Raw genomic sequence first — 21,113 nt, 5'->3', positions numbered from 1 at the left:
AGTAGTGGTGGGTATGGTATGGATCTTTGGCTTCGACATGGTTTTTTCCCGTATTTGGTGGGTCATTGTTGGCCAAGGGATAGTCGCTGCGGTCATTGCCTTTATGGCCGCGCGGCAGATGAGGCAAGGCCACGCGCTGAAGTGCGGACTTCGCAACGCGGCCATCAGAGCGTTCTAACCAAATAACGGAAAGCATTATGAAACTTGCACCCCCCTTCTTAACCAAACTTCCACTTGATCGCGCATACAAAGAGCTCAAAATCTTTTTATATGCTGGCTATGGCGTGGCCCTGTTTGCCCTCTTTGTTAGCGCCTCTTTTGCTACGGTCGCCTTGATCTGTAGTGTTCGGCCTCTCGCGATTAGTGTCCTTCATCCTGGCGTGAAGCGGGCCAAGAATGGGCGCCGGTATTTGATGGCAAGCGTTGCGCTGGCCCTGATCAGCGTCCTTGAGCTACTGATCTACGCGAACGCTCAGTAGCTGTCTTCGACCCGGGCCATTGCTCATCATCGGCTTAGGTCATCGCGCCGCCGGCGCGGCCTTGATGTTCGCTACTCAGCACAGAGCCCCGACCGTCATCAGACGGCCGGGGCTCTTGTTGGTCGTAGGGCTACTGGTCGAACTCGCCAGCCTTAACGCCTTGGATGAAGGCGGCCCACTCGCCCGCGGTGAAGCGGAAGAAGCCACCATCCCGGTTCTTGGAGTCGCGCACGGCCCGGCCACCGCCCGGCAGTTCGCCTATCTCCACACAGTCATTGGTACTGCCGCTGTAGCTGGACGTGCGCCAGTTCGTCGGGGTGTCCATCGCTGCCTCTAGCTTCCTTGAGTCCCGAGTTCATGATTGATCCTGGCGATGTATTCCAGGGAGTCGGCGGGGTTGAGTGCGCTTGAGCGCAGGTCATCGAAGACGAGGGTGTAGCCGTCCACTTCTTCCTTGGTCTCCAGGTAGAGGCTGGATGACAGGTTCTCCAGGAAGACCACGCCGGTGTCATTGGGCACGGCGAAGCCGAAGATGACGAACGGGCCGCTCAGCCCAGCATGAGCGCCAACCTCGTACGGCAAGACCTGAAGTGTGATGTTCGGCCGCTTCACCATCTCGGCCAGGTGGTCGAGCTGGTCGCGCATGATGTCAGCGCTACCGATGGGAGTCCGCAGCGCGGCCTCCCCGATGATGCTCCAGAAGCGGACCGGTTCAGCGTCGCGAGTCAGGATGGCTTGCCGCTCGGCCCGGACCTTTTGCAGGGTGTCGATGACCTCATCCCGGACCAAGGCCGGGTTGGCTCGGATGACGGCCCGGCTGTACGCCTCGGTCTGAAGCAGGCCCGGAATCAAGATGGATTGGAAGGTTCGGATGTAGTTGGCGTCCGACTCAAGCCCCAAGTAGTTGGCGTACGCGGGCTGGATGATCTGGCCGTACTTGTCCCACCAGCCACGCTTGTTGCCGTCGCGGGCCAGCGCCATCAGGTGGTTGCGGACCTCTTCATCATCGACGCCGTAGTCGTCCAGGAGGTCACGCACGTCTCGGGCGCGAATGCCGAGGTAGCCCAGTTCGATGCGGCTGATCTTGGAACGATGACACTCCAAGACAACGGCTGCTTGCTCCAGAGACTTGCCCGCTTCTTCGCGCAGTTTCCGCAGCTCAGACCCAAGACGCCGCCGCCTGACGGTGGGGTTCTGCTCGGCCGCCATGGTCCTCCCTCTCCCTCTGATGCTCAGTGTGCCCGTTTTCGCAGCTCAATGGTACTTAATGATCTTGGAACGGTTCCATTCGAACGGAACCGTTCTATTGGAACCGTTGCGAGCGGAACCGCTTCCGGTCTACCGTAGGTGGCCCGTCACTGTCGGTCGGTTCGCCGAACACCAGCCGTAGTGATACCTCCCCGCACCCCACGGCCAAGGAGTCACCCATTCATGGAAGCCGGACAGACGCCGGGCCTGCGGGTACCGCTCAAGCGCGCGGAGTCCGGTCATGGCTTCCTGCTCTACTTCGGCCCCGGCGGCATCCGGGTTGAAGAGATCACCGAGTCCCAAGCCATGACGCTCTTAAGCGAGTTGGCGCGTGGCCTCGGTCTGGTCATCACGAGCCCGCCGCGACCGTCGTAAGTCCCCCGGCGGTCGGACCATCACGGCCGCATCGTCCAAGCGCAAGGCCACGCCCATGACAGTCAGGAATGAGAGCCCCACCCAAACCCATCATCCGGCCGACCACATGCGGTTGCTGCTCGCGCGTCAGTTCGCGGGGGTGGCGTCATGACCGCCAGTCCCCAACCTTGGTGCAGTCGCCTCGACCTGGCTTGTGAAGAAGCAGGCGTTCGCTTCGCTCGCGCCCATGCCCGTGACGTGCTGGCCAAATGGACCGTTCCTGATGAGACGGCCGATACCGCCGTACTCATCGTTTCCGAGCTGGTGACCAACGCCGTCCGCCACGCCAAGAAGCCGACCCAGGCACCGCCATGGGCGACAACACCGCCGCCTGGTCAGCTCATTCTGACGCTCTGGCACTACCCGCAATACCTGCTCATCTACGTCTACGACCAGGACCGCACACCGCCGATGCTGCGGCCCACCGCAGCGGACGGGCAGAGCGGCCGAGGTCTTCATCTGGTGGACCGGCTCAGCGCTGAATGGGGCTACCTCTACCCGACGCCGCACTCAGGGAAGACCGTCTACGCCAAGCTCATACTGCCGGGCAATCCGGTGCCTTCAGACGTAGTGCGAAGCGCGGCCGAGCTCCAGTTGCCCCGTCAACAAGGACCGGGCTACCGCCACGGTCCCCACATGACCAACCGCGCCATGATGGGACTGCCTCATGGATAAGCCGCTGGGCACCAACTACCGGTGCCAGTACATCCGCTCCATTGGGCGGGGCGAGATCAAGCGCGAAGTGGCGCTGTCGTACCAGATCGTCAGCTCACCGTATGAGGGACTGCGCTGGCTCTACAACGCACTCAGGAGCCTGCCCGCCCACGGCAAAGGCGACTTCTTCGAGCGGCGCGGCTGGCTCGGGATGCGCGACGACTTCCGCCAGGCCGTGCGGACCATACAGCTTGGTGGCGAGTGCTCGATGGCGTTCCTCACCGAGGACGGACAAGTTCAACTGACCATCAGTGAAGTGCCGTTGCTGGCCATAGCGGCCGACGACTAGCGCCACCTACAAGCGGCACCCCTGACGCGGTTAACGGACCCTTCCCCGTGCGGTCCTGAGCCTTAGCTCCTGCGTCAGGGGTGCTTTTCTCGCCGGTCATCCCGCTTGATGACGGAGGCCGGCCACACCCCCACTACTTGCGAGCCAACGGCATGAAACCTCAGCAACTCTGGGCCATCTTCGACTGGTACCGGGGCTCCTGCTTCCGCTGTGAAGCGGTCGGCATACCCGTGGCCATGGTCGGTGAGATGACCGTTCATGGCGACACCGTGCCCCTCTTTGGATGCCATCGCTGCGTCTTCCGCCTGCAACAACTCCACTGGGTGGCCACTGGTCGCCGGGCCTTCCCGCTGCACCAGTTGCAGCTTCCGCCCAGTCATACGCCGAGGGCTCATCGTCCTCAAGCGGCGACATGGTGGCGCTATCGGAAGCAGAGTCGGGGGAGGCATCGCCATGGTGCCCGTTGATGACCAGGACGGCCCGGCCCCCAATGAGGTGGTCACGCTGCTGTGCCGAGCCGTCATCGCGCACGTTCGCACGTGCCCCCACTGCGGCGATGATGGCGTGGAGTGCTACCGCCTGGCCGTGATGCGCCGAGCCCTACGGGCAGCTCGTCGTGATGCCGAGCGGATCCAGAAGCCCAAGTAATAGAGGGGCTGTCAGCCGCGTAGAGCCGTTGTAGTACGGCGGCTGACGACGGCATGACCAAAGGCCCACTCCCGTACTCCAAGTACGTTCATGGGGCTCTGATTGAGCTGGGCTACCCACCATGCCGACGAGCCCGCGGCCGTCATCATGCGGTCATGGTGAGCCGCGCCGGCGGAGCGATGACCTAAGCCGCAGTCCGGGAGTACAAGCGGATTGAAGCAAGCGGAGGGCCGCCGTGGCGGTCGCCGGGCGGCTGGACGACCAAAGGCCCAGTCCCCCATCACAAGCAGGTTCCGCGGGCTCTCATTCCGCCTCGATGACGCATCACCTCAGCGAGGCCGGCCACGGCCTGAGACTGGCACTACTGCCAGCAGTACAACGGGCCCGCGGTCGAGGCCAGTCCGGCAGTACTAGCAGCCTTCGGGCCGCTCCCCCATCGGCAGAGCGCGGGCACAAAAAAATTCGCCGCGAAAAAATGACGCGGTCGCTTACGCGACACGCGGACATAGTTATGGGCTTACTCCGTCCCCTACTGCTTAGCCTGGGGTTAATCGGAGTCGCCACCGCGACGGATTGTTGTCTTGCCTCTGGCGCTTCGGGTCACTGTCTTTGAACCCTGAGCCGTAACGTCCTGGCTTGTATGGGTTGATAGGCTTGACAAAACGTCACTTTGATTGTGTCGCCCGCCATCCCTTACCAGCCGTCTTAGACTTATTCGGTGGTTGAATGCTCGGCCGGCGCTTGGATGAGCCAAGCGGCCTTGGAGCAAGAGAAGAAGTGAATCCACCGAGGCGAAGCGTTTCTAGACGCTCCCGACGACTCCGCTTTAGCGGCAGTCGAGGGACAACAAGCGAAGCGCGTTAGCTGTACTGGTATGAGCCCCAGGAGGGCATAGCGGGGGCCACTCCAGCCAGTCTTACTGCCCTACCTGCTCGGCCTTCTGCCCGAGTGCGATCTATTCGATAACTGCGCTTGTGGGGGAGATCGTAGCTACTCCGCGCCCAGGTCCGGCATTACCGCGAAATATCTTCACTACGATGGGTTGTATGGCCGGGACGCACTCGTCTGGGGTGCTCCATTTGACTACGGGGGTCCGTTTTTGAAGACGTTTACCCGAAGTTTCTCCTCGTCGTTTTACGCCCACGCGCGTGTTCTTGATGGCAGTGGTAGAGGCCAGGTTATCGACGTTGACCGGCATTCCAGACCCAGAGGGTCGCCATTGTCAGGGCAAAGTTAAAGCCCCGATCTGCTTTCGCTCGGGGCTCTTCGTCGGACAGAGAAACGGTATGTATTGAGTCGTTAGATCAAGTTTAACACACCGCTTATGCTAGTCAATACCCTTTTGGGGCATCTCCACATAAGACGCTAAAAGCCACCGAGATTTGGTAGCTAATGCGTAAAGCAACGACTCAATACACACTAGCTTGTAAGCATCATAATGGTATTGGTTGCGACAATCAAGCCGCTTATGTTGTTTTCTTCACTACGATTTAGGGCGCTTGGCCTTCTTCCCATACCTGCGCTCAAAATATTCATCGAGAGCGACGTCTACGATCTCCCAAATGTCGTCACCTGTTGCTATGGCCTCTAACTTCAATTGTCGCTTGCGCTCCTGGTATGCATAGGTGCTAAACGGCTCGGTGGCGCGTGACCGATCAATGTCCATGAGCGGATTCAGATCGAGCTGAGGACGCTTTGGCTCACTGACAATCGGCTCATTCTGCGGCGCGGCCGGCGCGGGCACAATGATGGCTGTCTCTGTGGCGATCTCTTCGTTAGAGGGTGATGGTTGGCTTAAGGGCGCCTCATCTTGAAGCAGCTCAGCAGGATCAATCTGGGGGACGCCTGACGGCTTCCGTCCAGCCCTACGGGCCGCCATTAGCTCTTTCACATCCTTACTCGACGGCATCAATCAATCTCCTTGCTAATGACATATACACCTCAGACGCCCGGTGCTTTGGATCAAAGATGACACCAGGTATGCCAACCATGTTGCCCTTGTCTAGCGAGGCGGCTTTGGGAACTGAGAAAGGCAGCAATGCGTCAGGGTGATCTTCCTGTACGTTAGCCAAGACGCTAGAGGACACCACAGTCCCCTTTTCGACGTTGGTGAACAAGATACCGGCAATGGTGAGCTTGGCGTTATAGCTCTTACGGGCTTGGGCCACACCATCGAGGGTCTGTGATAGACCCTCCTCCGAGAAGCCTTTGGTGGCTACCGGGATGAGAACCTGATCGGCTGCGGCCAGCGCGTTATACGTCATGTAGCCCTCATTCGGCGGTGTGTCGATGAGGATGAAGTCATAATGCTCATCGAGCTTGGCCACGATGTCGCGAAGCATAAACATATCCGCCGGGGACATGTTCATCGCGGTTTTGGCTAGGCCGCGCGTGGCAGCCATGAAGTGCAGGCCGAAATCTGTTTGGATGATCGCCGACCGTGGGTCTTTGCTGGGATCGGCAAAGAGGTCATTGACACTGGCCTCTATGTCATTCAGGTCGAAGCCCACGCCAGTAGTGGCGTTTGCCTGCCGGTCGAGGTCAATCACCAGCGTGCGCTGCTTCAATACGTGAAGTGCCGCACCCGTGTTGTTGATGGTCGTCGTCTTGCCCGATCCCCCCTTATACATCATTACCGCAATAACTTGTGCCACATCATAAACCCGTTATGCATTCATTTTATCAAATGCAGGTTTGTTTGCAATCAAGCATGTAAGCCCGCAGGCATGCATTCATGCAATCAAGTTTGTTTGCATACATGCTTGCAAGCATGTATGCAAACATGCTAATTTAAATACATAAGCGGAGTTCATCAATGGAATCATTTGGCTCAACGCCGATTGCCAAGCTGCGGGCCAAAGTCGCCTACCGCCTCCATCTGCGAGCCGGGGTAGGGAAGGCCGTACCAGATGAGGTCATAGAACGGCTGGCAAGGCAGATCGACCGGCAGGAGCGGCGGACAGCTCGCCCGCTCTCGCGCTGCCGGTATCGAGGCGGCCAGTAGGGGAGTGGGTTACCCGATATGGGCGGCGTCTTCGGTGAACTCGATCCAATAGAGCTTCTTCATGCCACCACCTCTTGGAACCAATCGGTAAAATCGGCATAGCTCAACGTTCCGTCGACCACCTGTTGCCACTTGGCTTTGTACACTTTGGTGCGTTTGAAGTCGCGGGTTTCCTGGAGTGTCATGATTGCTGATCCTGTTTAGTTTCTAAATGCTTCTTCGCCTCATCCCAGTCGGCGAACTCTCTCATGCAGTTGGTGCATTCGTAGTCGGTGCCGTCATCGTAGGCAGGGCCGTGGTCCTCAAGCTGCTCGGTTGGTGTGCCGTTGCTATCTACTCGCCAGGTCTGCGTCACGTCTATGAATGCTCGGAGGTCTTCAAGGATGCAGAGGACTTGACCGCAATCGTTGCACTTACCGAAGTACTCATTGAAATCCAGGTGCTGGCAGGGGGCGGCGCTCATGCCGCCTCCCTTTGCCGCTGTTCTAGCTTGCTTTGAAGCCACTCGGTGAGCGAGAGGCACTGTTGGGCGATGCCCTCATACGACTCGATCAGCTCCTGATCTACTCCAAGCTTTTCCGCTACGCCAATGCTGTGCTTGATGGATATGGCTTCGCGACGGGCATTGTCGAGTGCGTCAATCTTGTGGCGGTAGCTGACGAGCCGGTGTGTCTCCATGATGTGGTGGCAAACAGCAGCACTCTCACGGCGTAGGGCATTGCCTAGATCGTAGAACTCATCAGCAGGGAACTGCTTTACCACTTCGTAGATGTGGTCTTCTAACTGACGGGCCTCCTTGTAGATTCGTAGGTGTTGGATTGATTCTGCCATGTGTGATCTCCTCACTTATTTACCTAAGCAGCTAGCAGCAAGCGAAGCATGGTTAAGCACAACCAGAGCGGTTATCGCCAAGACGACCAGCGGGCCTAGATGCGCTATGAGCTTGTACGCCCACCTGGAGCGAGCCTGACGCGTCTTACTCGCCTTGTACGCATACCGCATAGGCTGAGCCTTCACAGGGCGTCTGTGTGCCATTCGGGCAGTCTGAATACGCCTTGGTGGATATGGAACCAACTCAATGATCTCCCCAGTCTGGGTGTCTACATAACGCATGTTGTTCGGGCCTCCTGCTAACTACACACCAGATGGCATCCAGCAGACGCTGTCGTCAAAGGTGGAGCACCCTGCCCCGTGAGCGAGTAAATGCGGTAGGGGAAGGATGAACGACCTTGATGACTAAGCGGCTGATGGATAACTATCGGTGGGTAGTTAGCAGGAGGCCCGAAGGGTGTCACTGCTGTTTTGGGGTCGTTCTCCCTGGCCAGGGACCCAAACCGCTTGCACGATGCGTAGCCCGACACGTAGGCCGAAGCGTAGGCATCATCAGCGGCCCAGGAGGACCGCCAGCGGGTCATCCAGCAGTCCAACCCGGAACAAGTGGCGGGCGTCCGGGCGCTCATCGACGAGCCCTTGGAGGTACGTCACGCGGCACTCATCCGGTGCCAGAAAGACGATCCTCGGGAAGGCTCGTGGCGACGGTTGAAGCTGCTCATGGTTGTAATAGTTGAGGTACTGCGGGAACTTAGTGGCTATCTTCGTCCCGCGTTGATTCGCTCGGTCTACCTCAATGAACATGCTTCTCTGGTACCCGCGTCCGTCCGGACCGGACACCCCGACGCGGGCAAACGCATCTGGCTCCAGCCTGCGTTGCCCGTATATGCGCCAGGAGTACGGTTCTGGATCGAAGTTCAGCACGACCAGGCGGCCGGACTGCTCAGCCTCTTTGAGGACGACGTACAGCTCGGCCACAGCCAGGAAGTGAGCGATGGTCGGCTCATACCAGGAATACTTGCGGCGGGGTTGCCTGCTATGGGTTTGGGCGAGGTGCTGGCCTGCAATGTCGAGGGCGTACAGGTGAGAAGCTGAGCCGCGCCTAGCACCCCCGATCCGCCGTTCGCCAACGTGCGCGATGACGCCGTTGTCCTTGAGTCTTTTGAGGACGGCTTGCCGGTTACGCGCCCGGCTTTTATCGGAGCCATGCGCAAAGTACAACCGCTCGACCTGGCCGCCCGTGAGGAGCTTGAAACGGCCGATGTCCTCGATGATGGAGAGGTCACGCTCGCTCAGTTGGGGCTTTATGTGGTTGAGGTACCTGGTAGTCACGGTCATGACTCAATGCTCCCGTCCCATGGCTCCCAGCCAGTTTCTTCGGCAACCGGCAACGGGGCCGGCGGTGGCGATGATGGTTTATCCGGCGTCGGCACCACAGCCCGCGGCGTGGTTCTACTACCGGCATAACGCCGCTCAATCTCGGCTTCTACTTCTGCCATGGGGCGGCCGTATGTGGCGCGGGAAGCTGCCAGGACTTCCTTACCCAGACCAACGGGCGTGGGTGGGGGATAGGCGTGACCCGTGACCGGCAGACTGGGGACGCCATCCACTTGGAAGCGCATCATCAGTTCACGAGAGCCCAGACTCATCAGGTGTTCTTCGGTCACGCCATTGCCCATCTCTCGGGCAAGGTGGCGGGCATCCCGGGGAGCCGGACGGTAGAAGAACATGTTGCGGGCATTGTTCATCAGTTCGGCCCGCTCCCGCTCACCGAAGCGTTCTACGTCCTGGACGGCCGCGAGGATGGGCAGCTTGTACCCACGGGCCTGCTCGAACATTTCACCGTAGGGCACCGGCACGTTGGCCATCTCGCGGAACTCATCGATGTAGAGGTGAAAGTTCTGCTTGAGCTCCACTGAGCGAGCGGCATTCCAGACGGCGTTGAGTACCAGGGTGGCTACTACCCGAGCGGCTTCCTTGCCGATGACGCCCTTATTGAGCGGCACTACGATGATCTTTTGGCCGTGGAGCGCTTCTTCGATGTCGAAGCCCGAGACTGATTGCCCGAAGGTGGCCGTTAGCTCAGGGTGGTTATGAAGCGGGCGCAACCGTCGCTCTAGGGTCGACGCTACCTCGGCTTGCTCTCTGGTACTGAGGTTGTCGTACCAGGCAATAAAGCTCAGCATGGGGCGCTTCGTAAGTTGGGCTGCCACCTTGTCCCGGAAGGGCTGCCCTCGTGGGCCTGGCTCCAAGAACGGCAGTACATCCAGAATGGTGTACCCGCATTCGGCCAGACACATCAGTGAGGAGCGCAGTACGTCAAAGGCCCTGTGGGCGTTGGACAGGTCATAGAGCTTGTTGAAGCTGTCGGTGAGGTCGGCTGCAATACGGTCTGAGCGACCGCCTGTCAGCAGGTTAAGACCAATCGGGTAGTTGAGGTCTGACACGTCAAAGTAGATGACATCCCGGATGCGCTCACGCGGTACGAGGTCCGCCACTTTCCGAGCGGAGTCGCCCTTGGGGTCGATGTAGAGCAGACCCCGGCCGTTCCTGATGTCGTCGACTATCAGGTTCTCGATGAGCGTGCTTTTACCGGAGTCGGTCGGTGCCACCACGAGCGTATGGGCGGCCCTGCCTACTGGAGTGAGCGCCAATGGCCGCTCTGCACCGTGGAAGTTGGCTTCAGCGACTCGTGCACCATCACTTGAGATTGAGTGGTCGGGAGCGAGTTGCAGGCCACGGTTGTATCTCATTCCGCCAAGCTGAGGGGTTCCAATGGGCATGGCGTAGGCCAGGGCAAGTGATTCAATGACGGGGGCCTGACGCCATTCGATGATGGGCGCAGACCTGAGACTGACCCGGTTGATAATGGCAGCCGGCACCGGTCGCACGATGGAAGCATGAAGGGACTTGAAGCCGTTACTCAGTGCTTTCATGATCTGCCGGGCTCGGATTTGGTGAGGCGCAGTCGTTGCCACTCGGGCGTGATACAAGACGCGGCCTTGACCGCCACCCGTGACAATGAGCTGAACCATGGCGGCTTCATCGACGGCCAGGCCGCTCAAGCTGTTGAGTAGTACCGGAATGTAGGCCGCGTCCTTGGCGGCTTCTTTGGCTGCCTCCTCGGGTTCCGTCTGCGTCAGCCTGAGCTCACCTGCCACCAGCCAACGGCGCGGTTGGTGGGCTATCTCGGTCACTCGGAGCATGGGCATGATGCCGCGCAGGTGTTTGCCGACCGCTTCGGCAATGTCATCCGGGACGCTCATCAGGTGATGGACGCCAGTCGGTGATAGCAGTAGCTCAAAGGCGACCGTACGGCGGGCGATGACTAATGGACCGCGATGGATGGGGCTGAGTAGCCCGTCGAGGGCCGTGAAGACACGGGCGGCTGCGGCTAGATTCAAGCCTGCCGGAAAGGTGAGTTCGTAGGTCTTGTGGCTGCTGTCCATGCGCCGCTGTCCTCGGAGTCGCACCCAAAGCAGACCCACGATGAGTAGGCCGCTACCGGACGTAAAGATGGTGAACCAGGTCAGTCCTTCCACTTCTTGATCCTGTTAATGCTCTTGTCGAATTGTTTGGTCGCGCGGTGCAGCTTCCGCTTAGTCTCATGAACGCGCTCAAGCTCTCGCTGCTGCCGCTCCTGGGCCTCGCGCTTGAGTGTCCGCATGGTCTTCCAGTGCTGGACCCGGTCATCCAGGAAGTAGGCATAGCCGAATAGGGCACCCAGCAACACGGCGACGCCGCCGAGACTAAGACCCAGGTACAAGAGAAGTTCTGCCCAGTGAGATGCGACGCCCTTAGCAAGTGCTACCGCACCGTAGATGGCACCGTTGATGGCAAGGACGACCAGCAGCACAATCCCGCCGATCAGGTACCAACCGCCATCGTCACTGCCGCTCATGACTACGAGTTATGTTCGCGGAGGATGGCGGTGATCTGGTGCATCCAGCGTTCCATGGCCTCTTCGATGTAGCGGCGGCGCATGGGGTTTTCTGACTTGCGGTACTCCTCCTCCAGCCGGTCTATCCGGTCGAAGGCGAGCCCTTCGGCTACGTCTTCCAAGTGGTTGTAGCCGCGTACCTTCAGCTCAGTCAGGAGAATCCGCCCCCGCTCCTGCAAGAGCATGATGGCCGAGGCCCGGTCAATCTCCTTCCGTTGCCACCTGTTCAGGGGGCCCGCCGTCGTCGGGTTCTGCTTCGCCAGGTCCTTCGGGCGCGGCAGTTCCATCGCCATGTTGGCCTGCTTTCTCGATGTACCGCCTGAACTCATCCAGGCTGGCACCAGGTGCCTTAGTACTGAAGTACTTGTCGAGGTCTTCCCGCAGGCGGTCGCGGTCGGCTTTGGCCCAGTCGGCCATGGCTTCGACGGCGTGCATGTGGCGTTGCGCCCGCCACTCGGCGAGCATGTAGTCGAACCACTCGTCGCCGAAGTCAAGTTCCATGCCGCCCCCTCTGCCGCTCAAGTCGCGCCATCGTGCGCAGTGTCGGTGCCGCTGCGGTGGGGGACTAGACAGGGCAAGACCGCCCCAAGTGGCGCTTTGCCATGGGGTGGTCTGATGGTACGGCTGGTCATGCTCCGGGCCTATACGTCTGCAACGTCCGATCTGTAAGCGCTAGTACTGGCCAACGAGTAGGGGAATGCGTCCCCGCACAGGCGCTTTAGATAGCCGCCGCCCTGGGCCGGATGACGCATCATCACCCGAGATCCGCAGCGCTGGCCGTGAGCCAAGATCATCCGGCCCAGGGCCAGGGTGCCAGCAAGCGCGCGAACGCACGTCCGCGCAGGTCAGCGGCCCTGCCGGGGGTCGCTCCAGGCCGGTAGACTGGTCGCGTCCGCACCACTTTCTGAAGTGATGTGCTGCCCGAAGACCACGCCGATCCGCTGCGCCAGCCTCGTACGCTCCCGGGACGGGTCGATGCCCGCGACCCGCAGCCGCCCGCCGCTCGGGGTCAGAATGCCCGTCAGCATCTTGATGGTGGTGGACTTCCCGGCGCCATTCGGGCCGATGTAGCCGACCATCTCGCCGCGCGGCACCCGGAAGCTGATCCCGTCGACGGCCCGCACCTGCTGCTTCTCGCGGCGCAGCCGGCCGGTCTTGCGTCGTACGTCGAAGACCTTCTCGACTCCGTCGAGTTCGATGAAGTCCATGAAGTCCCCCTCGGCGAGATCCACCCTCAGCTCCCTGTGCTCCGGTACGAACGAAGGCCGACGCGCCAGGCGAGGGCGGCCAGCCAGCAGCAGAACCCGGCGACCACGGGCGGCAGGAAGGCGAGCCACTGCGGCAGGTCCAGCGGGTAGGGCCGTCCCAGCACATACAGCGCGGGCAGCCAGTTGACGAAGGCCAGCGGCACCACGAAGGTCACCCCGCGCACCAGGTCCTTCGCGAAGAGCGTCGGCGGGTACTGGAGCAGCGTGTTCCCGCCGTACGTGAAGGAGTTCTGCACCTCGGAGGCGTCCTGCGCCCAGAACTGGAACGCCGCCCCCGCCACGTACAGCGCCGAGAAGATCGCCGCCCCGCTGAGCAGCATCATCGGCACCATCAGCAACCGCAGCGGCGTCCACTCGATGTCGAGGACGCGCACTCCGTAGCCGAAGATCAGCAGTCCCTGGGTGATCCGGCCCAGCCGGCGCAGGGCGAACCGGTCCGCCGCCACCTGGGCGAGCACCGGCACCGGACGCACCAGCAGCGTGTCCAGCGTGCCGTCACGCACCCGCCGCCCCAGCCGGTTCATCGAGCCCATCACCAGGTCGGCGAGGCCGAAGGCGGTGCCCGACGCCCCGTACAGAAAGGCGATCTCGCCCAAGGTGTAGCCGCCCAGCGCGTCCACGTGCGAGAACATCAGCAGGATCGTGACGAAGTCGAAGGAGGTCGCCGCGAGGTTCCCGAACGCCGTCATCACGAACGACGCACGGTAGGCCATCGTGGAGCGGATCCACATCGCGGCGATCAGGCCGTATGCCCGCAGTCCGTTCGAGAGCGCGTCAGCCACCCTGGACCACCACCCGGCGGGTCGCGACGGTCTGCAGGGCCCGCCCGGCGGCCAGCAGCGCCAGCGCCCAGCCGCCCTGGAAGGCGTACGCCTGCACCAGCCCCCATCCGGTGTGCCTGCCGAGGAAGACGTCCGCCGGGACCTGGAGCAGCGAGGACCAGGGCAGCGCCCGGGCCACTTCGCCCAGGGCGCCGGGGAAGAGGTTCAGCGGCAGCAGCATCCCGGAGAAGAACAGCCCGGCCAGCCAGCAGATCTGCATCACCCCGGCCCCGTCCATCAGCCAGAACGCGGAGAGCGCCACCAGGAACCGGACCGCGAAGCTCACCACCACGCCCAGCGCCACCGACACCAGGAAGGCGAGCCAGGTCAGCGGCGAGCTCGGCAGCGCAAGGTCGAAGGCGAGCGCGCCGAGCGCCATCGGCACGATGCCGCGGCCCATGAGGTGGAAGGCCGCCCGCCCCAAGTCGCCCGAAAGCCACCACAGTTGAAGGTCGGCCGGCCGGTAGAGGTCGATCGCGATGTCCCCGGTGCGGATCCGCTCCATCAGCTCGTCCTCGAAACCGCCGCCCATCATGGCGCAGGTCATCAGCAGCGCCTGTCCCAGCCACACATAGGTGAGCGCCTGGGAGAGGTCGTACCCGCCGAGCTGCGGGCGCTCGTCCCACAGGGCCGTATAGGTGTACGCCATGATGAAGCCGAAGACGGTGTTGGTGAACACCCCCGCCGCCGTCGCCATCCGGTACGTCGCATAGCGCCGGAACCCACCGGCGGCGACGACCACGTACAGCCGCACGTCGATTCCCCCCTCCGCACGCCGGCACCAAAGCGCACGACCCTAGCCCAGCGGGGCGAGCCGCCGCGAGCGCTTTTACGCCTGCCGGGTCCGCGGGTTGACCCGCCGAAAAGTGCAGTATGTGCGTATGAGCGAGGAGCCAAAGCAGCAGGGCTGGAAACCCCGGGACGCGACCGTCGTCGGACCGCCGGCCGCACTCGAGAAGAAGGGCTTCGGGCCCCGCCGCAAGCGCACCGGCTGGCGTCGCGCCATCCCCACCTGGCGGATGGTGCTCGGTACGTTTCTGATCGTCGCCCTGCTGCTGATCGGCGGCTTCCTGGCCGGCTACAAGCTCGTCGGCATCCCGCCCGCCAACGCCACGGCCACCGCCCAGTCGAATGTCTACCTCTACGAGGACGGCACCCAGATCGCCCGTGACGGCGAGGTCAACCGGGAGAACGTGCCCCTCGCGCAAGTACCCCTTTCGGTACAGCGTGCCGTACTGGCCGCCGAGAACCGGGACTTCTACTCCGCGCGCGCCGTCGACCCCAAGGCGATGGTCCGCGCCGCCTGGAACACCCTCACCGGCAAGGGCAAACAGTCCGGCTCCACCATCACTCAGCAGTACGTCAAGAACTACTACCTGGGCCAGGAGCAGACCATCTCCCGGAAGTGGAAGGAGTTCTTCATCGCGATCAAGCTGGGCCGCGAGGAGAGCAAGAACGACATCCTTCAGGGGTACCTCAACACCAGCTACTTCGGGCGCAACGCGTACGGCATCCAGGCCGCCGCCCATGCCTACTACGGCGAGGACGTCCAGGACATCGACACCGCGAAGGGCGCGTACCTGGCCTCGCTGCTCAACGCCCCCAGCGCCTACGACATCGCCACGCACCCGGAGAACCGGGCGGCCGCGCTCGGCCGCTGGAACTACACGCTCGACGGCATGGTCAAGAAGAAGTGGCTCAGCCCCGCCGCCCGAGCGGCCATGAAGTTCCCCGTGCCGCAGACGGCGAGGCCCCCGACCGCGCTCTCGGGCCAGCGCGGCTATATCGTCCAGGCCGTCGAGGACTACCTCACCAGCAACGAGATCATCGACGAGCACACCCTGGCCACCGGCGGCTACCGGATCACCACCACGCTGGAGCGGCAGAAGCAGGACGCGCTCGGTGAGGCCGTCGACGACCAGGTGATGTCCAAGCTGGACTCAGGCCGCAAGGCGGACCGCAATGTCCGCGTCGGCGGAGCGTCCATCGACCCGGACGGCGGCAAGGTCGTCGCCATGTACGGCGGCGTCGACTACACCAAGCAGTACGTCAACAACGCGACCCGCCGCGACTACCAAGTCGGCTCCACCTTCAAACCGTTCGTCTTCACCGCGGCCGTCGAGAACGGGTCGAGCACCCAGGACGGCAGGACCATCACCCCCAACACCGTCTACGACGGCACCAACAGGCGTACAGTCGACGGCTGGAGCGGCAACCCGTACGCCCCCGAGAACGAGGACGACGTCTCGTACGGCCCGATCACGGTCCGCACCGCCACCGACAAGTCCGTCAACGCGGTGTACGCGCAGATGGCCATGGACGTCGGCCCCACCAGGGTCAGGCGGACCGCGATCGACCTCGGGATCCCCTCGAGCACCCCGGATCTGAACGCCTCCCCCTCCATCGCGCTGGGCCCCGCCACCGCGAGCGTCCTCGACATGACGGAGGCGTACGCGACGCTCGCCAACCACGGCAGGCACGGCACGTACACCCTCGTCGAGAAGATCACCAAGAACGGCCTCGACGTCCGGCTGCCCAAGGAGGACAGCGAGCAGGCCGTCAGCCGGGAGGCCGCCGACACCACGACCTCGATCCTGCAGAGCGTGATCGACGAAGGCACCGGCACCGCGGCCCGGTCGGCGGGCCGTCCAGCCGCGGGCAAGACAGGCACGGCGGAGGAGGACAAGGCGGCCTGGTTCGCGGGCTACACCCCGACACTGGCGACGGTGGTCGCCGTGATGGGCCAGGACCCGGTCACGGGCGTGCAGACGCCGCTGTACGGCGCGCTGGGGCTGCCGCGGATCAACGGCGGCGGGGCGCCGGCGAAGATCTGGGGCCAGTTCACGGGCGCCGCGCTGGAGGGCTCCGAGATCGAGGAGTTCGACCTGGACCTTCAGGAGGGCGCGGAGGAGGAGGAAGAGGAGGAGCCGGTGGAGGAGGAGCCGCCGGACGAGTCGTCGCAGGAGGAGGAGCCGGAGCCTGAGTCGCCGGACGAGACGCCAGGGGAGACGCCGGGCGAGGACGAGGGGCAGACGGATGGGGGCACCACCGACGGGGAGACGACGGACGGCGGTGAGACCGACGGGGGCGCGGACGACGGCGGTGAGACCGAAGGGGGTGAGGCCGACGGGGGCGCGGACGACGGCGGTGAGACCGAAGGGCGCGCGGCCGACAGGGGCGCGAACGACGGGCGCGGGCAGCTGGCCCACACCCACCCGTACCGCCCGGCCCCAGTGAGCCGGCAGGTCAGTGACCCGAGGTCGCCTTCAGCCCCACCACGGCAACCAGCAGCAGACAGACGAAGAAGATCCGCGCGGCGGTCGCGGGCTCGTTCAGCGCCATCATGCCGACGACCGCCGCACCGGCCGCGCCGATGCCGACCCAGACGCCGTACGCCGTACCGATCGGCAGTGTCCTGGCGGCGTGGGAGAGCAGCATCATGCTGGCGACGATCCCTAGTCCGGTGAACACGCTCGGCCACAGCCGGGTGAACCCGTCGGTGAACTTCATCCCGATCGACCAGCCGACCTCGAGCAGACCGGCGGCAACAAGCAGAACCCAGGCCATGACGGCACCTCCGAGACGCGGAACTTCAGCGGGGTGCGTCGTCTTTGCATGACCCGGTACGACGCGTCTCGTCGGGATCAGTCAACGATAGCAAAGGCCTGACCTGCGCCTTTACACGTCTCCAGGCGCAGGTGCTCAAGGCGCGGGCGCTACAGGTACAGCCCGGTGGAGTCCTCGGAGCCCTGGAAACGGTCCGCCGCGACCGCGTGCAGATCGCGCTCCCGCATCAGTACGTACGCCACACCCCGCACCTCGACCTCGGCGCGGTCCTCGGGGTCGTACAGCACCCGGTCGCCCGGCTCCACGGTGCGTACGTTCTGCCCGACTGCCACCACCTCGGCCCAGGCCAGACGCCTGCCGACCGCCGCTGTCGCCGGAATGACGATGCCGCCGCTGGAACGCCGCTCGCCCTCCGGGATGTCGGTCCTCACCAGCACGCGGTCGTGCAGCATCCGGATGGGCAGCTTGTCGTGGTGGGTATTGTCGCTCACGCCTTGAACCTACCTGCCCGGGAGCATTCCGTACGCCCGAGGGTCACGCCCGTCGCCTTCTCGCCGACACGGCGAGCAGGCTCACGAGCCCCACGGCCAGCAGCGCCACCGGAACCACCCGCTCCAGCCGGGGCGCGCCTTTTTCCGTAACGAACTGCGCCTTGATGTCGGACACCGTGCGGTTCACCGCGACGAAAGCACGACCCGCGGTCTGGTCCACAGCCGAGGCGACCCTGGCCTTCGCGTCACCGATGACCGTCTTCGGGTGCATGCGCACCCCGATCTCGTCGAGCGTCTCGGCAAGCTGGTCGCGCCTGCGGACGATGTCCGCCTCGATCTGCGCAGGGGTCCTGGCATCCGACACCGCGCTGCCTCCGTGGTCGTGTCCGGTAGTCCTTCCTCGACAGTCTGTCAGCTCGGCCGTCCCCGCACCCCATGGCACCCCTATTACGCTCGACGACGTACACCCTCACGTCCCCCCGAGGAGAACCATGAGCGAGCGACTCCAGCCCGGCGACACGGCCCCGGCCTTCACCCTGCCCGACGCGGACGGCAACGAGGTCTCGCTCGCCGACCACAAGGGCCGGAAGGTGATCGTCTACTTCTACCCGGCGGCTCTGACGCCCGGCTGCACCAAGCAGGCCTGCGACTTCACGGACAACCTGGACCTGCTGGCGGGCGCGGGCTACGACGTCATCGGCGTATCGCCGGACAAGCCGGAGAAGCTGGCGAAGTTCCGCGACAAGGAGAGCCTGAAGGTCACGCTGGTCGGGGACCCGTCCAAGGAGACCCTGGAGGCGTACGGCGCGTTCGGCGAGAAGAAGCTGTACGGCAAGACGGTGACCGGTGTCATCCGCTCGACGGTCGTGGTCGACGAGGAGGGCAAGGTCGAGCGTGCGCTGTACAACGTGAAGGCGACGGGCCATGTGGCCAAGATCATCAAGGACCTCGGGGTCTGACGTCTTCCGCACCTGTACGGAACGGGCGCACCGCGCGACAAGCGGTGCAGCCCGTTCCGCATTTCGGACGTGACCATCCGATAAACAAGCCCGAGGACGTGCTCACTAAACGCGAAGGGAAGCGCCGCACAAAGACGGTTCAACTGCGCCGGGCGCTTCGCGAAATCGGCGTCGCCGAGGAGTGCGCGGAGTGCGGCACCGGTCCCGATTGGAACGGGAGGCCCATGACACTGGAGATCGACCACATCAACGGCGACTGGAGCGACGACCGTCCCGACAACCTCCGGCTGTTGTGCCCCAATTGCCATGCGATCACAGACACATGGTCAGAGGAGGCAATCGCCGCAGCTCCCGGTAAGAACACCCGCGCCACGACAGCCGCCCGCCCGCTACGATGGCTAGCGGCAAGCGGCCGTTGCTGAATGGTATAAGCGCGACACTTAGGATGTCGTGGGAGAAATCCCATGTGGGTTCGAGTCCCACCGGCCGCACACAAGCAGAGGGCCGTCCCGCAGCATGCGGAACGGCCCTTCGGCGTGGGTCAGCCCAGCAGCTCCCGCACCACCGGCACCAGCGCCCTGAACGCCTTCCCCCTATGGCTGATCGCGTTCTTCTCCGCCGGGGTCAGCTCCGCGCACGTACGCGTCTCGCCCTCCGGCTGCAGGATCGGGTCGTAACCGAAGCCGCCCGTGCCCGAGGGCGCGTGGCGCAGGGTGCCCAGCAGGCGGCCCTCGACGACGCGTTCGGTGCCGTCCGGGAGGGCCAGGGCCGCCGCGCACGCGAAGTGGGCGCCGCGGTGGGCCTCGTCGATGTCGGCGAGCTGGGTCAGCAGCAGGTTCAGGTTGGCCGTGTCGTCGCCGTGGCGGCCCGCCCACCGGGCGGAGAAGATGCCGGGCGCGCCGCCGAGTACGTCGACACAGAGGCCGGAGTCGTCGGCGACGGCCGGCAGGCCGGTGGCCCGGGCCAGGGCGTGCGCCTTGAGCAGGGCGTTCTCGGCGAAGGTGACGCCGGTTTCCTTGACGTCGGGGATGTCGGGGTAGGCATCCGCGCCGACGAGGTCGTGGGTGAGGCCCGCGTCGGCGAGGATGGCCTTGAGTTCGGTGATTTTCCCGGCGTTGCGGGTGGCGAGGATCAGACGGGTCATGCCCCCGATTATCAGGGTGTGCAGACCTTGCCGATCTCGCCCGCGGCGTCGGTGACGGGCTTGATGTCCGGTGTGGTGTCGCCGTTCTCGATCGCCTTGCGGACGTTGTCGACGCCGGCGTTCAGGTCGTCGACGGCCTTGCTCAGGTCGGCGTTGTCGGTCTTGTCGCCGAGGTTCTTCAGTTCCTTGTCGATGTCGTCGAGGGCCTGCCGGGCCTGTGTCGGGTCGTCGCCGGCGCTGGAGACGGCCCGCTGGAGCTTGTCGACGCTGGTGGCGATCGCGTCGGCGGTCTCGACGCAGTCGAGTGCCTTGTCGATGGCGGCGCAACCGACGGTGATCGGGACGATCAGAGCAGCGGTGGCGAGCGTGAGGGCTATTCGGCGGCGCGCAGACATGGAACGGTCCTCCCGGATACGGACGGGCGCACGGTTCGGCCCGTGCGCCCGTGACTCTATCGACGCCCAGTGGCGCGTTCTTGGTTGCTTCTTTACCCGATCGGTCCGAGCGGCTCGCTCGAACTATCCGAGCGGCTCGCTCGAACCGAGCGCTTCGAGCTGGAGCGCGGCCAGGTCGGCGCAGCCGCCGGTCGCGAGGTCGAGGAGCGCGTTGAGCTCCTTGCGGTCGAAGGGCTCGGCCTCGGCGGTGCCCTGGACCTCGACGAAGCGGCCGTCGCCGGTGCAGACGACGTTCATGTCGGTCTCGGCGCGCACGTCCTCCTCGTAACAGAGGTCGAGGAGCGGAGTGCCGTCGACGATGCCGACGCTGACTGCGGCGACGGTCCCGATGAGAGGCTTGCGGCCGGCCTTGACGAGCTTCTTGGCCTGGGCCCAGGCGACGGCGTCGGCGAGAGCGACGTACGCGCCGGTGACGGCGGCGGTGCGGGTGCCGCCGTCGGCCTGGAGGACGTCGCAGTCCAGGACGATGGTGTTCTCGCCGAGCGCCTTGTAGTCGATGACGGCGCGCAGCGAGCGGCCGATGAGGCGGCTGATCTCGTGCGTACGGCCGCCGATCTTGCCGCGTACGGATTCGCGGTCGCCGCGGGTGTTGGTGGAGCGCGGCAGCATCGAGTACTCGGCGGTGACCCAGCCTTCGCCGCTGCCCTTGCGCCAGCGCGGGACGCCTTCGGTGACCGAGGCGGTGCAGAAGACCTTCGTGTCGCCGAAGGAGATGAGGACGGAGCCCTCGGCGTGCTTGCTCCATCCGCGTTCGATGGTGACCGGGCGGAGCTGTTCGGGGGTGCGGCCGTCGATTCGAGACATGGCGTCGAGCCTAGCCGCTGTGCGCACGGGCCTCGTT

At 63.7% G+C, this 21,113-nt stretch carries 26 protein-coding genes, 1 tRNA gene, 3 pseudogenes and 1 riboswitch; of the genes and pseudogenes, 9 read left to right on the top strand and 21 right to left on the bottom strand.

Features of this window, described 5'->3' with window-relative positions; all coding sequences use genetic code 11:
• The first annotated feature begins 197 nt into the window (after positions 1-197).
• The gene (locus tag QFZ67_RS24295) at positions 198-479 is read left to right on the top strand and encodes a hypothetical protein (protein WP_307663184.1); all 282 of its coding nucleotides are present in this window, start codon (positions 198-200) and stop codon (positions 477-479) included.
• Between the two features lie 130 nt (positions 480-609).
• On the opposite strand, the gene QFZ67_RS24290 is transcribed toward QFZ67_RS24295, so the two are convergent.
• Together QFZ67_RS24290 and QFZ67_RS24285 are read right to left on the bottom strand one after the other, a co-directional pair.
• Positions 610-804 carry a DUF397 domain-containing protein gene (locus QFZ67_RS24290; protein ID WP_307663183.1) on the bottom strand — a complete coding sequence of 65 codons (195 nt, stop codon included), beginning with the start codon at positions 802-804 and terminating at the stop codon, positions 610-612.
• Positions 805-812: 8 nt separating this feature from the next.
• Complete coding sequence (locus tag QFZ67_RS24285; protein WP_307663182.1) at positions 813-1,688, bottom strand: helix-turn-helix transcriptional regulator; 876 nt, start codon at positions 1,686-1,688, stop codon at positions 813-815.
• Positions 1,689-1,910: 222 nt separating this feature from the next.
• On the opposite strand from QFZ67_RS24285, the gene QFZ67_RS24280 reads away from it, so the two are divergent.
• The 4 genes from QFZ67_RS24280 (at position 1,911) to QFZ67_RS24265 (ending at position 3,792) form a co-directional block, all read left to right on the top strand.
• The gene (locus QFZ67_RS24280; protein WP_307663181.1) at positions 1,911-2,102 is read left to right on the top strand and encodes a hypothetical protein; all 192 of its coding nucleotides are present in this window, start codon (positions 1,911-1,913) and stop codon (positions 2,100-2,102) included.
• 147 nt (positions 2,103-2,249) lie between these two features.
• Positions 2,250-2,816: an ATP-binding protein gene (locus QFZ67_RS24275; protein ID WP_307663180.1), complete on the top strand. Its 567-nt coding sequence runs from the start codon at positions 2,250-2,252 to the stop codon at positions 2,814-2,816.
• Positions 2,809-3,144, top strand: a complete 336-nt coding sequence (locus tag QFZ67_RS24270; RefSeq protein ID WP_307663179.1) for a hypothetical protein — start codon at positions 2,809-2,811, stop codon at positions 3,142-3,144. Before QFZ67_RS24275 ends, QFZ67_RS24270 begins: the two co-directional genes overlap by 8 nt.
• A 453-nt stretch (positions 3,145-3,597) precedes the next feature.
• The gene (locus tag QFZ67_RS24265; protein WP_307663178.1) at positions 3,598-3,792 is read left to right on the top strand and encodes a hypothetical protein; all 195 of its coding nucleotides are present in this window, start codon (positions 3,598-3,600) and stop codon (positions 3,790-3,792) included.
• Positions 3,793-5,275: 1,483 nt separating this feature from the next.
• On the opposite strand, the gene QFZ67_RS24260 is transcribed toward QFZ67_RS24265, so the two are convergent.
• From QFZ67_RS24260 to QFZ67_RS24200, 13 genes and pseudogenes are all read right to left on the bottom strand, one after another.
• Positions 5,276-5,701: a hypothetical protein gene (locus QFZ67_RS24260; RefSeq protein ID WP_307663177.1), complete on the bottom strand. Its 426-nt coding sequence runs from the start codon at positions 5,699-5,701 to the stop codon at positions 5,276-5,278.
• Entirely contained in the window at positions 5,688-6,446 is a 759-nt protein-coding gene (locus QFZ67_RS24255; RefSeq protein ID WP_307663176.1) for a ParA family protein, read from the bottom strand. Before QFZ67_RS24255 ends, QFZ67_RS24260 begins: the two co-directional genes overlap by 14 nt.
• Positions 6,447-6,855: 409 nt before the next feature.
• Positions 6,856-6,981, bottom strand: coding sequence for a hypothetical protein (locus tag QFZ67_RS24250; protein WP_307663175.1), 126 nt, complete (start codon positions 6,979-6,981; stop codon positions 6,856-6,858).
• Positions 6,978-7,259, bottom strand: a complete 282-nt coding sequence (locus QFZ67_RS24245; RefSeq protein ID WP_307663174.1) for a hypothetical protein — start codon at positions 7,257-7,259, stop codon at positions 6,978-6,980. Before QFZ67_RS24245 ends, QFZ67_RS24250 begins: the two co-directional genes overlap by 4 nt.
• Positions 7,256-7,627 carry a four helix bundle protein gene (locus QFZ67_RS24240; protein ID WP_307663173.1) on the bottom strand — a complete coding sequence of 124 codons (372 nt, stop codon included), beginning with the start codon at positions 7,625-7,627 and terminating at the stop codon, positions 7,256-7,258. The genes QFZ67_RS24245 and QFZ67_RS24240 overlap by 4 nt, the downstream gene beginning before the upstream one ends.
• A gap of 552 nt (positions 7,628-8,179) precedes the next feature.
• Positions 8,180-8,965 carry a replication-relaxation family protein gene (locus QFZ67_RS24235; protein ID WP_307663172.1) on the bottom strand — a complete coding sequence of 262 codons (786 nt, stop codon included), beginning with the start codon at positions 8,963-8,965 and terminating at the stop codon, positions 8,180-8,182.
• Positions 8,962-11,076, bottom strand: a complete 2,115-nt coding sequence (locus QFZ67_RS24230; protein ID WP_307663171.1) for a type IV secretory system conjugative DNA transfer family protein — start codon at positions 11,074-11,076, stop codon at positions 8,962-8,964. Before QFZ67_RS24230 ends, QFZ67_RS24235 begins: the two co-directional genes overlap by 4 nt.
• Positions 11,077-11,156: 80 nt before the next feature.
• Entirely contained in the window at positions 11,157-11,528 is a 372-nt protein-coding gene (locus QFZ67_RS24225) for a hypothetical protein (protein ID WP_307663170.1), read from the bottom strand.
• Between the two features lie 2 nt (positions 11,529-11,530).
• Entirely contained in the window at positions 11,531-11,860 is a 330-nt protein-coding gene (locus QFZ67_RS24220) for a hypothetical protein (protein WP_307663169.1), read from the bottom strand.
• Complete coding sequence (locus tag QFZ67_RS24215; protein WP_307663168.1) at positions 11,769-12,068, bottom strand: hypothetical protein; 300 nt, start codon at positions 12,066-12,068, stop codon at positions 11,769-11,771. Before QFZ67_RS24215 ends, QFZ67_RS24220 begins: the two co-directional genes overlap by 92 nt.
• Positions 12,069-12,475: 407 nt before the next feature.
• Positions 12,476-12,775, bottom strand: a pseudogene (locus QFZ67_RS24210) (ATP-binding cassette domain-containing protein); the annotation flags it as partial.
• A 26-nt stretch (positions 12,776-12,801) separates the two neighbouring features.
• Positions 12,802-13,617, bottom strand: coding sequence for an ABC transporter permease (locus tag QFZ67_RS24205; protein ID WP_307663167.1), 816 nt, complete (start codon positions 13,615-13,617; stop codon positions 12,802-12,804).
• Positions 13,610-14,410: an ABC-2 family transporter protein gene (locus QFZ67_RS24200; RefSeq protein ID WP_307663166.1), complete on the bottom strand. Its 801-nt coding sequence runs from the start codon at positions 14,408-14,410 to the stop codon at positions 13,610-13,612. Before QFZ67_RS24200 ends, QFZ67_RS24205 begins: the two co-directional genes overlap by 8 nt.
• 127 nt (positions 14,411-14,537) lie before the next feature.
• Between QFZ67_RS24200 and QFZ67_RS24195 the strand changes: the two are divergent.
• Positions 14,538-16,817 (top strand): annotated as a pseudogene (locus QFZ67_RS24195) (transglycosylase domain-containing protein); the annotation flags it as partial.
• A gap of 85 nt (positions 16,818-16,902) precedes the next feature.
• Here the strand turns inward: QFZ67_RS24195 and QFZ67_RS24190 are convergent.
• The 3 genes from QFZ67_RS24190 to QFZ67_RS24180 all read right to left on the bottom strand — a co-directional run bounded on the left by QFZ67_RS24190 (position 16,903) and on the right by QFZ67_RS24180 (position 18,078).
• Positions 16,903-17,223: a multidrug efflux SMR transporter gene (locus tag QFZ67_RS24190; protein WP_307663165.1), complete on the bottom strand. Its 321-nt coding sequence runs from the start codon at positions 17,221-17,223 to the stop codon at positions 16,903-16,905.
• Positions 17,224-17,255: 32 nt separating this feature from the next.
• A riboswitch (guanidine-III (ykkC-III) riboswitch) is annotated at positions 17,256-17,315 on the bottom strand.
• Positions 17,316-17,372: 57 nt separating this feature from the next.
• Entirely contained in the window at positions 17,373-17,714 is a 342-nt protein-coding gene (locus QFZ67_RS24185) for a co-chaperone GroES (protein WP_307663164.1), read from the bottom strand.
• Between the two features lie 43 nt (positions 17,715-17,757).
• The gene (locus tag QFZ67_RS24180; protein ID WP_307663163.1) at positions 17,758-18,078 is read right to left on the bottom strand and encodes a DUF3618 domain-containing protein; all 321 of its coding nucleotides are present in this window, start codon (positions 18,076-18,078) and stop codon (positions 17,758-17,760) included.
• Positions 18,079-18,205: 127 nt separating this feature from the next.
• On the opposite strand from QFZ67_RS24180, the gene bcp reads away from it, so the two are divergent.
• From bcp to QFZ67_RS24165, 3 genes and pseudogenes are all read left to right on the top strand, one after another.
• Positions 18,206-18,673, top strand: a complete 468-nt coding sequence (gene bcp / locus QFZ67_RS24175; protein ID WP_307663162.1) for a thioredoxin-dependent thiol peroxidase — start codon at positions 18,206-18,208, stop codon at positions 18,671-18,673.
• 83 nt (positions 18,674-18,756) lie between these two features.
• A pseudogene (locus QFZ67_RS24170) lies at positions 18,757-19,031 on the top strand (HNH endonuclease); the annotation flags it as partial.
• A gap of 50 nt (positions 19,032-19,081) precedes the next feature.
• A tRNA-Leu gene (locus tag QFZ67_RS24165) sits at positions 19,082-19,164 on the top strand.
• Between the two features lie 50 nt (positions 19,165-19,214).
• On the opposite strand, the gene rdgB is transcribed toward QFZ67_RS24165, so the two are convergent.
• The 3 genes from rdgB to rph form a co-directional block, all read right to left on the bottom strand.
• Entirely contained in the window at positions 19,215-19,817 is a 603-nt protein-coding gene (rdgB, locus tag QFZ67_RS24160; protein WP_307663161.1) for an RdgB/HAM1 family non-canonical purine NTP pyrophosphatase, read from the bottom strand.
• Positions 19,818-19,828: 11 nt separating this feature from the next.
• Positions 19,829-20,212: a hypothetical protein gene (locus tag QFZ67_RS24155; protein ID WP_307663160.1), complete on the bottom strand. Its 384-nt coding sequence runs from the start codon at positions 20,210-20,212 to the stop codon at positions 19,829-19,831.
• A gap of 123 nt (positions 20,213-20,335) precedes the next feature.
• Complete coding sequence (rph, locus tag QFZ67_RS24150; protein WP_307663159.1) at positions 20,336-21,076, bottom strand: ribonuclease PH; 741 nt, start codon at positions 21,074-21,076, stop codon at positions 20,336-20,338.
• Positions 21,077-21,113: the final 37 nt, after the last annotated feature.

The organism is Streptomyces sp. V1I1, assembly GCF_030817355.1.
Taxonomy (GTDB): domain Bacteria; phylum Actinomycetota; class Actinomycetes; order Streptomycetales; family Streptomycetaceae; genus Streptomyces.
The sequence above is the reverse complement of the archived record's forward strand: the minus strand, read 5'-3'. Positions and strand labels throughout refer to the sequence as shown.

What these genes read in the sequence shown, in the direction of transcription:
- QFZ67_RS24190 (WP_307663165.1), bottom strand. Translation starts at nt 17,223, where the DNA reads ATGGCCTGGGTTCTGCTTGTTGCCGCCGGTCTGCTCGAGGTCGGCTGG.
- bcp (WP_307663162.1), top strand. Translation starts at nt 18,206, where the DNA reads ATGAGCGAGCGACTCCAGCCCGGCGACACGGCCCCGGCCTTCACCCTG.
- QFZ67_RS24240 (WP_307663173.1), bottom strand. Translation starts at nt 7,627, where the DNA reads ATGGCAGAATCAATCCAACACCTACGAATCTACAAGGAGGCCCGTCAG.
- QFZ67_RS24285 (WP_307663182.1), bottom strand. Translation starts at nt 1,688, where the DNA reads ATGGCGGCCGAGCAGAACCCCACCGTCAGGCGGCGGCGTCTTGGGTCT.
- QFZ67_RS24280 (WP_307663181.1), top strand. Translation starts at nt 1,911, where the DNA reads ATGGAAGCCGGACAGACGCCGGGCCTGCGGGTACCGCTCAAGCGCGCG.
- QFZ67_RS24290 (WP_307663183.1), bottom strand. Translation starts at nt 804, where the DNA reads ATGGACACCCCGACGAACTGGCGCACGTCCAGCTACAGCGGCAGTACC.
- QFZ67_RS24220 (WP_307663169.1), bottom strand. Translation starts at nt 11,860, where the DNA reads ATGGCGATGGAACTGCCGCGCCCGAAGGACCTGGCGAAGCAGAACCCG.
- QFZ67_RS24295 (WP_307663184.1), top strand. Translation starts at nt 198, where the DNA reads ATGAAACTTGCACCCCCCTTCTTAACCAAACTTCCACTTGATCGCGCA.
- QFZ67_RS24155 (WP_307663160.1), bottom strand. Translation starts at nt 20,212, where the DNA reads ATGTCTGCGCGCCGCCGAATAGCCCTCACGCTCGCCACCGCTGCTCTG.
- QFZ67_RS24250 (WP_307663175.1), bottom strand. Translation starts at nt 6,981, where the DNA reads ATGACACTCCAGGAAACCCGCGACTTCAAACGCACCAAAGTGTACAAA.
- QFZ67_RS24265 (WP_307663178.1), top strand. Translation starts at nt 3,598, where the DNA reads ATGGTGCCCGTTGATGACCAGGACGGCCCGGCCCCCAATGAGGTGGTC.
- QFZ67_RS24245 (WP_307663174.1), bottom strand. Translation starts at nt 7,259, where the DNA reads ATGAGCGCCGCCCCCTGCCAGCACCTGGATTTCAATGAGTACTTCGGT.
- QFZ67_RS24230 (WP_307663171.1), bottom strand. Translation starts at nt 11,076, where the DNA reads ATGGACAGCAGCCACAAGACCTACGAACTCACCTTTCCGGCAGGCTTG.
- QFZ67_RS24260 (WP_307663177.1), bottom strand. Translation starts at nt 5,701, where the DNA reads ATGCCGTCGAGTAAGGATGTGAAAGAGCTAATGGCGGCCCGTAGGGCT.
- rph (WP_307663159.1), bottom strand. Translation starts at nt 21,076, where the DNA reads ATGTCTCGAATCGACGGCCGCACCCCCGAACAGCTCCGCCCGGTCACC.
- QFZ67_RS24275 (WP_307663180.1), top strand. Translation starts at nt 2,250, where the DNA reads ATGACCGCCAGTCCCCAACCTTGGTGCAGTCGCCTCGACCTGGCTTGT.
- QFZ67_RS24235 (WP_307663172.1), bottom strand. Translation starts at nt 8,965, where the DNA reads ATGACCGTGACTACCAGGTACCTCAACCACATAAAGCCCCAACTGAGC.
- QFZ67_RS24270 (WP_307663179.1), top strand. Translation starts at nt 2,809, where the DNA reads ATGGATAAGCCGCTGGGCACCAACTACCGGTGCCAGTACATCCGCTCC.
- QFZ67_RS24215 (WP_307663168.1), bottom strand. Translation starts at nt 12,068, where the DNA reads ATGGAACTTGACTTCGGCGACGAGTGGTTCGACTACATGCTCGCCGAG.
- rdgB (WP_307663161.1), bottom strand. Translation starts at nt 19,817, where the DNA reads ATGACCCGTCTGATCCTCGCCACCCGCAACGCCGGGAAAATCACCGAA.
- QFZ67_RS24225 (WP_307663170.1), bottom strand. Translation starts at nt 11,528, where the DNA reads ATGAGCGGCAGTGACGATGGCGGTTGGTACCTGATCGGCGGGATTGTG.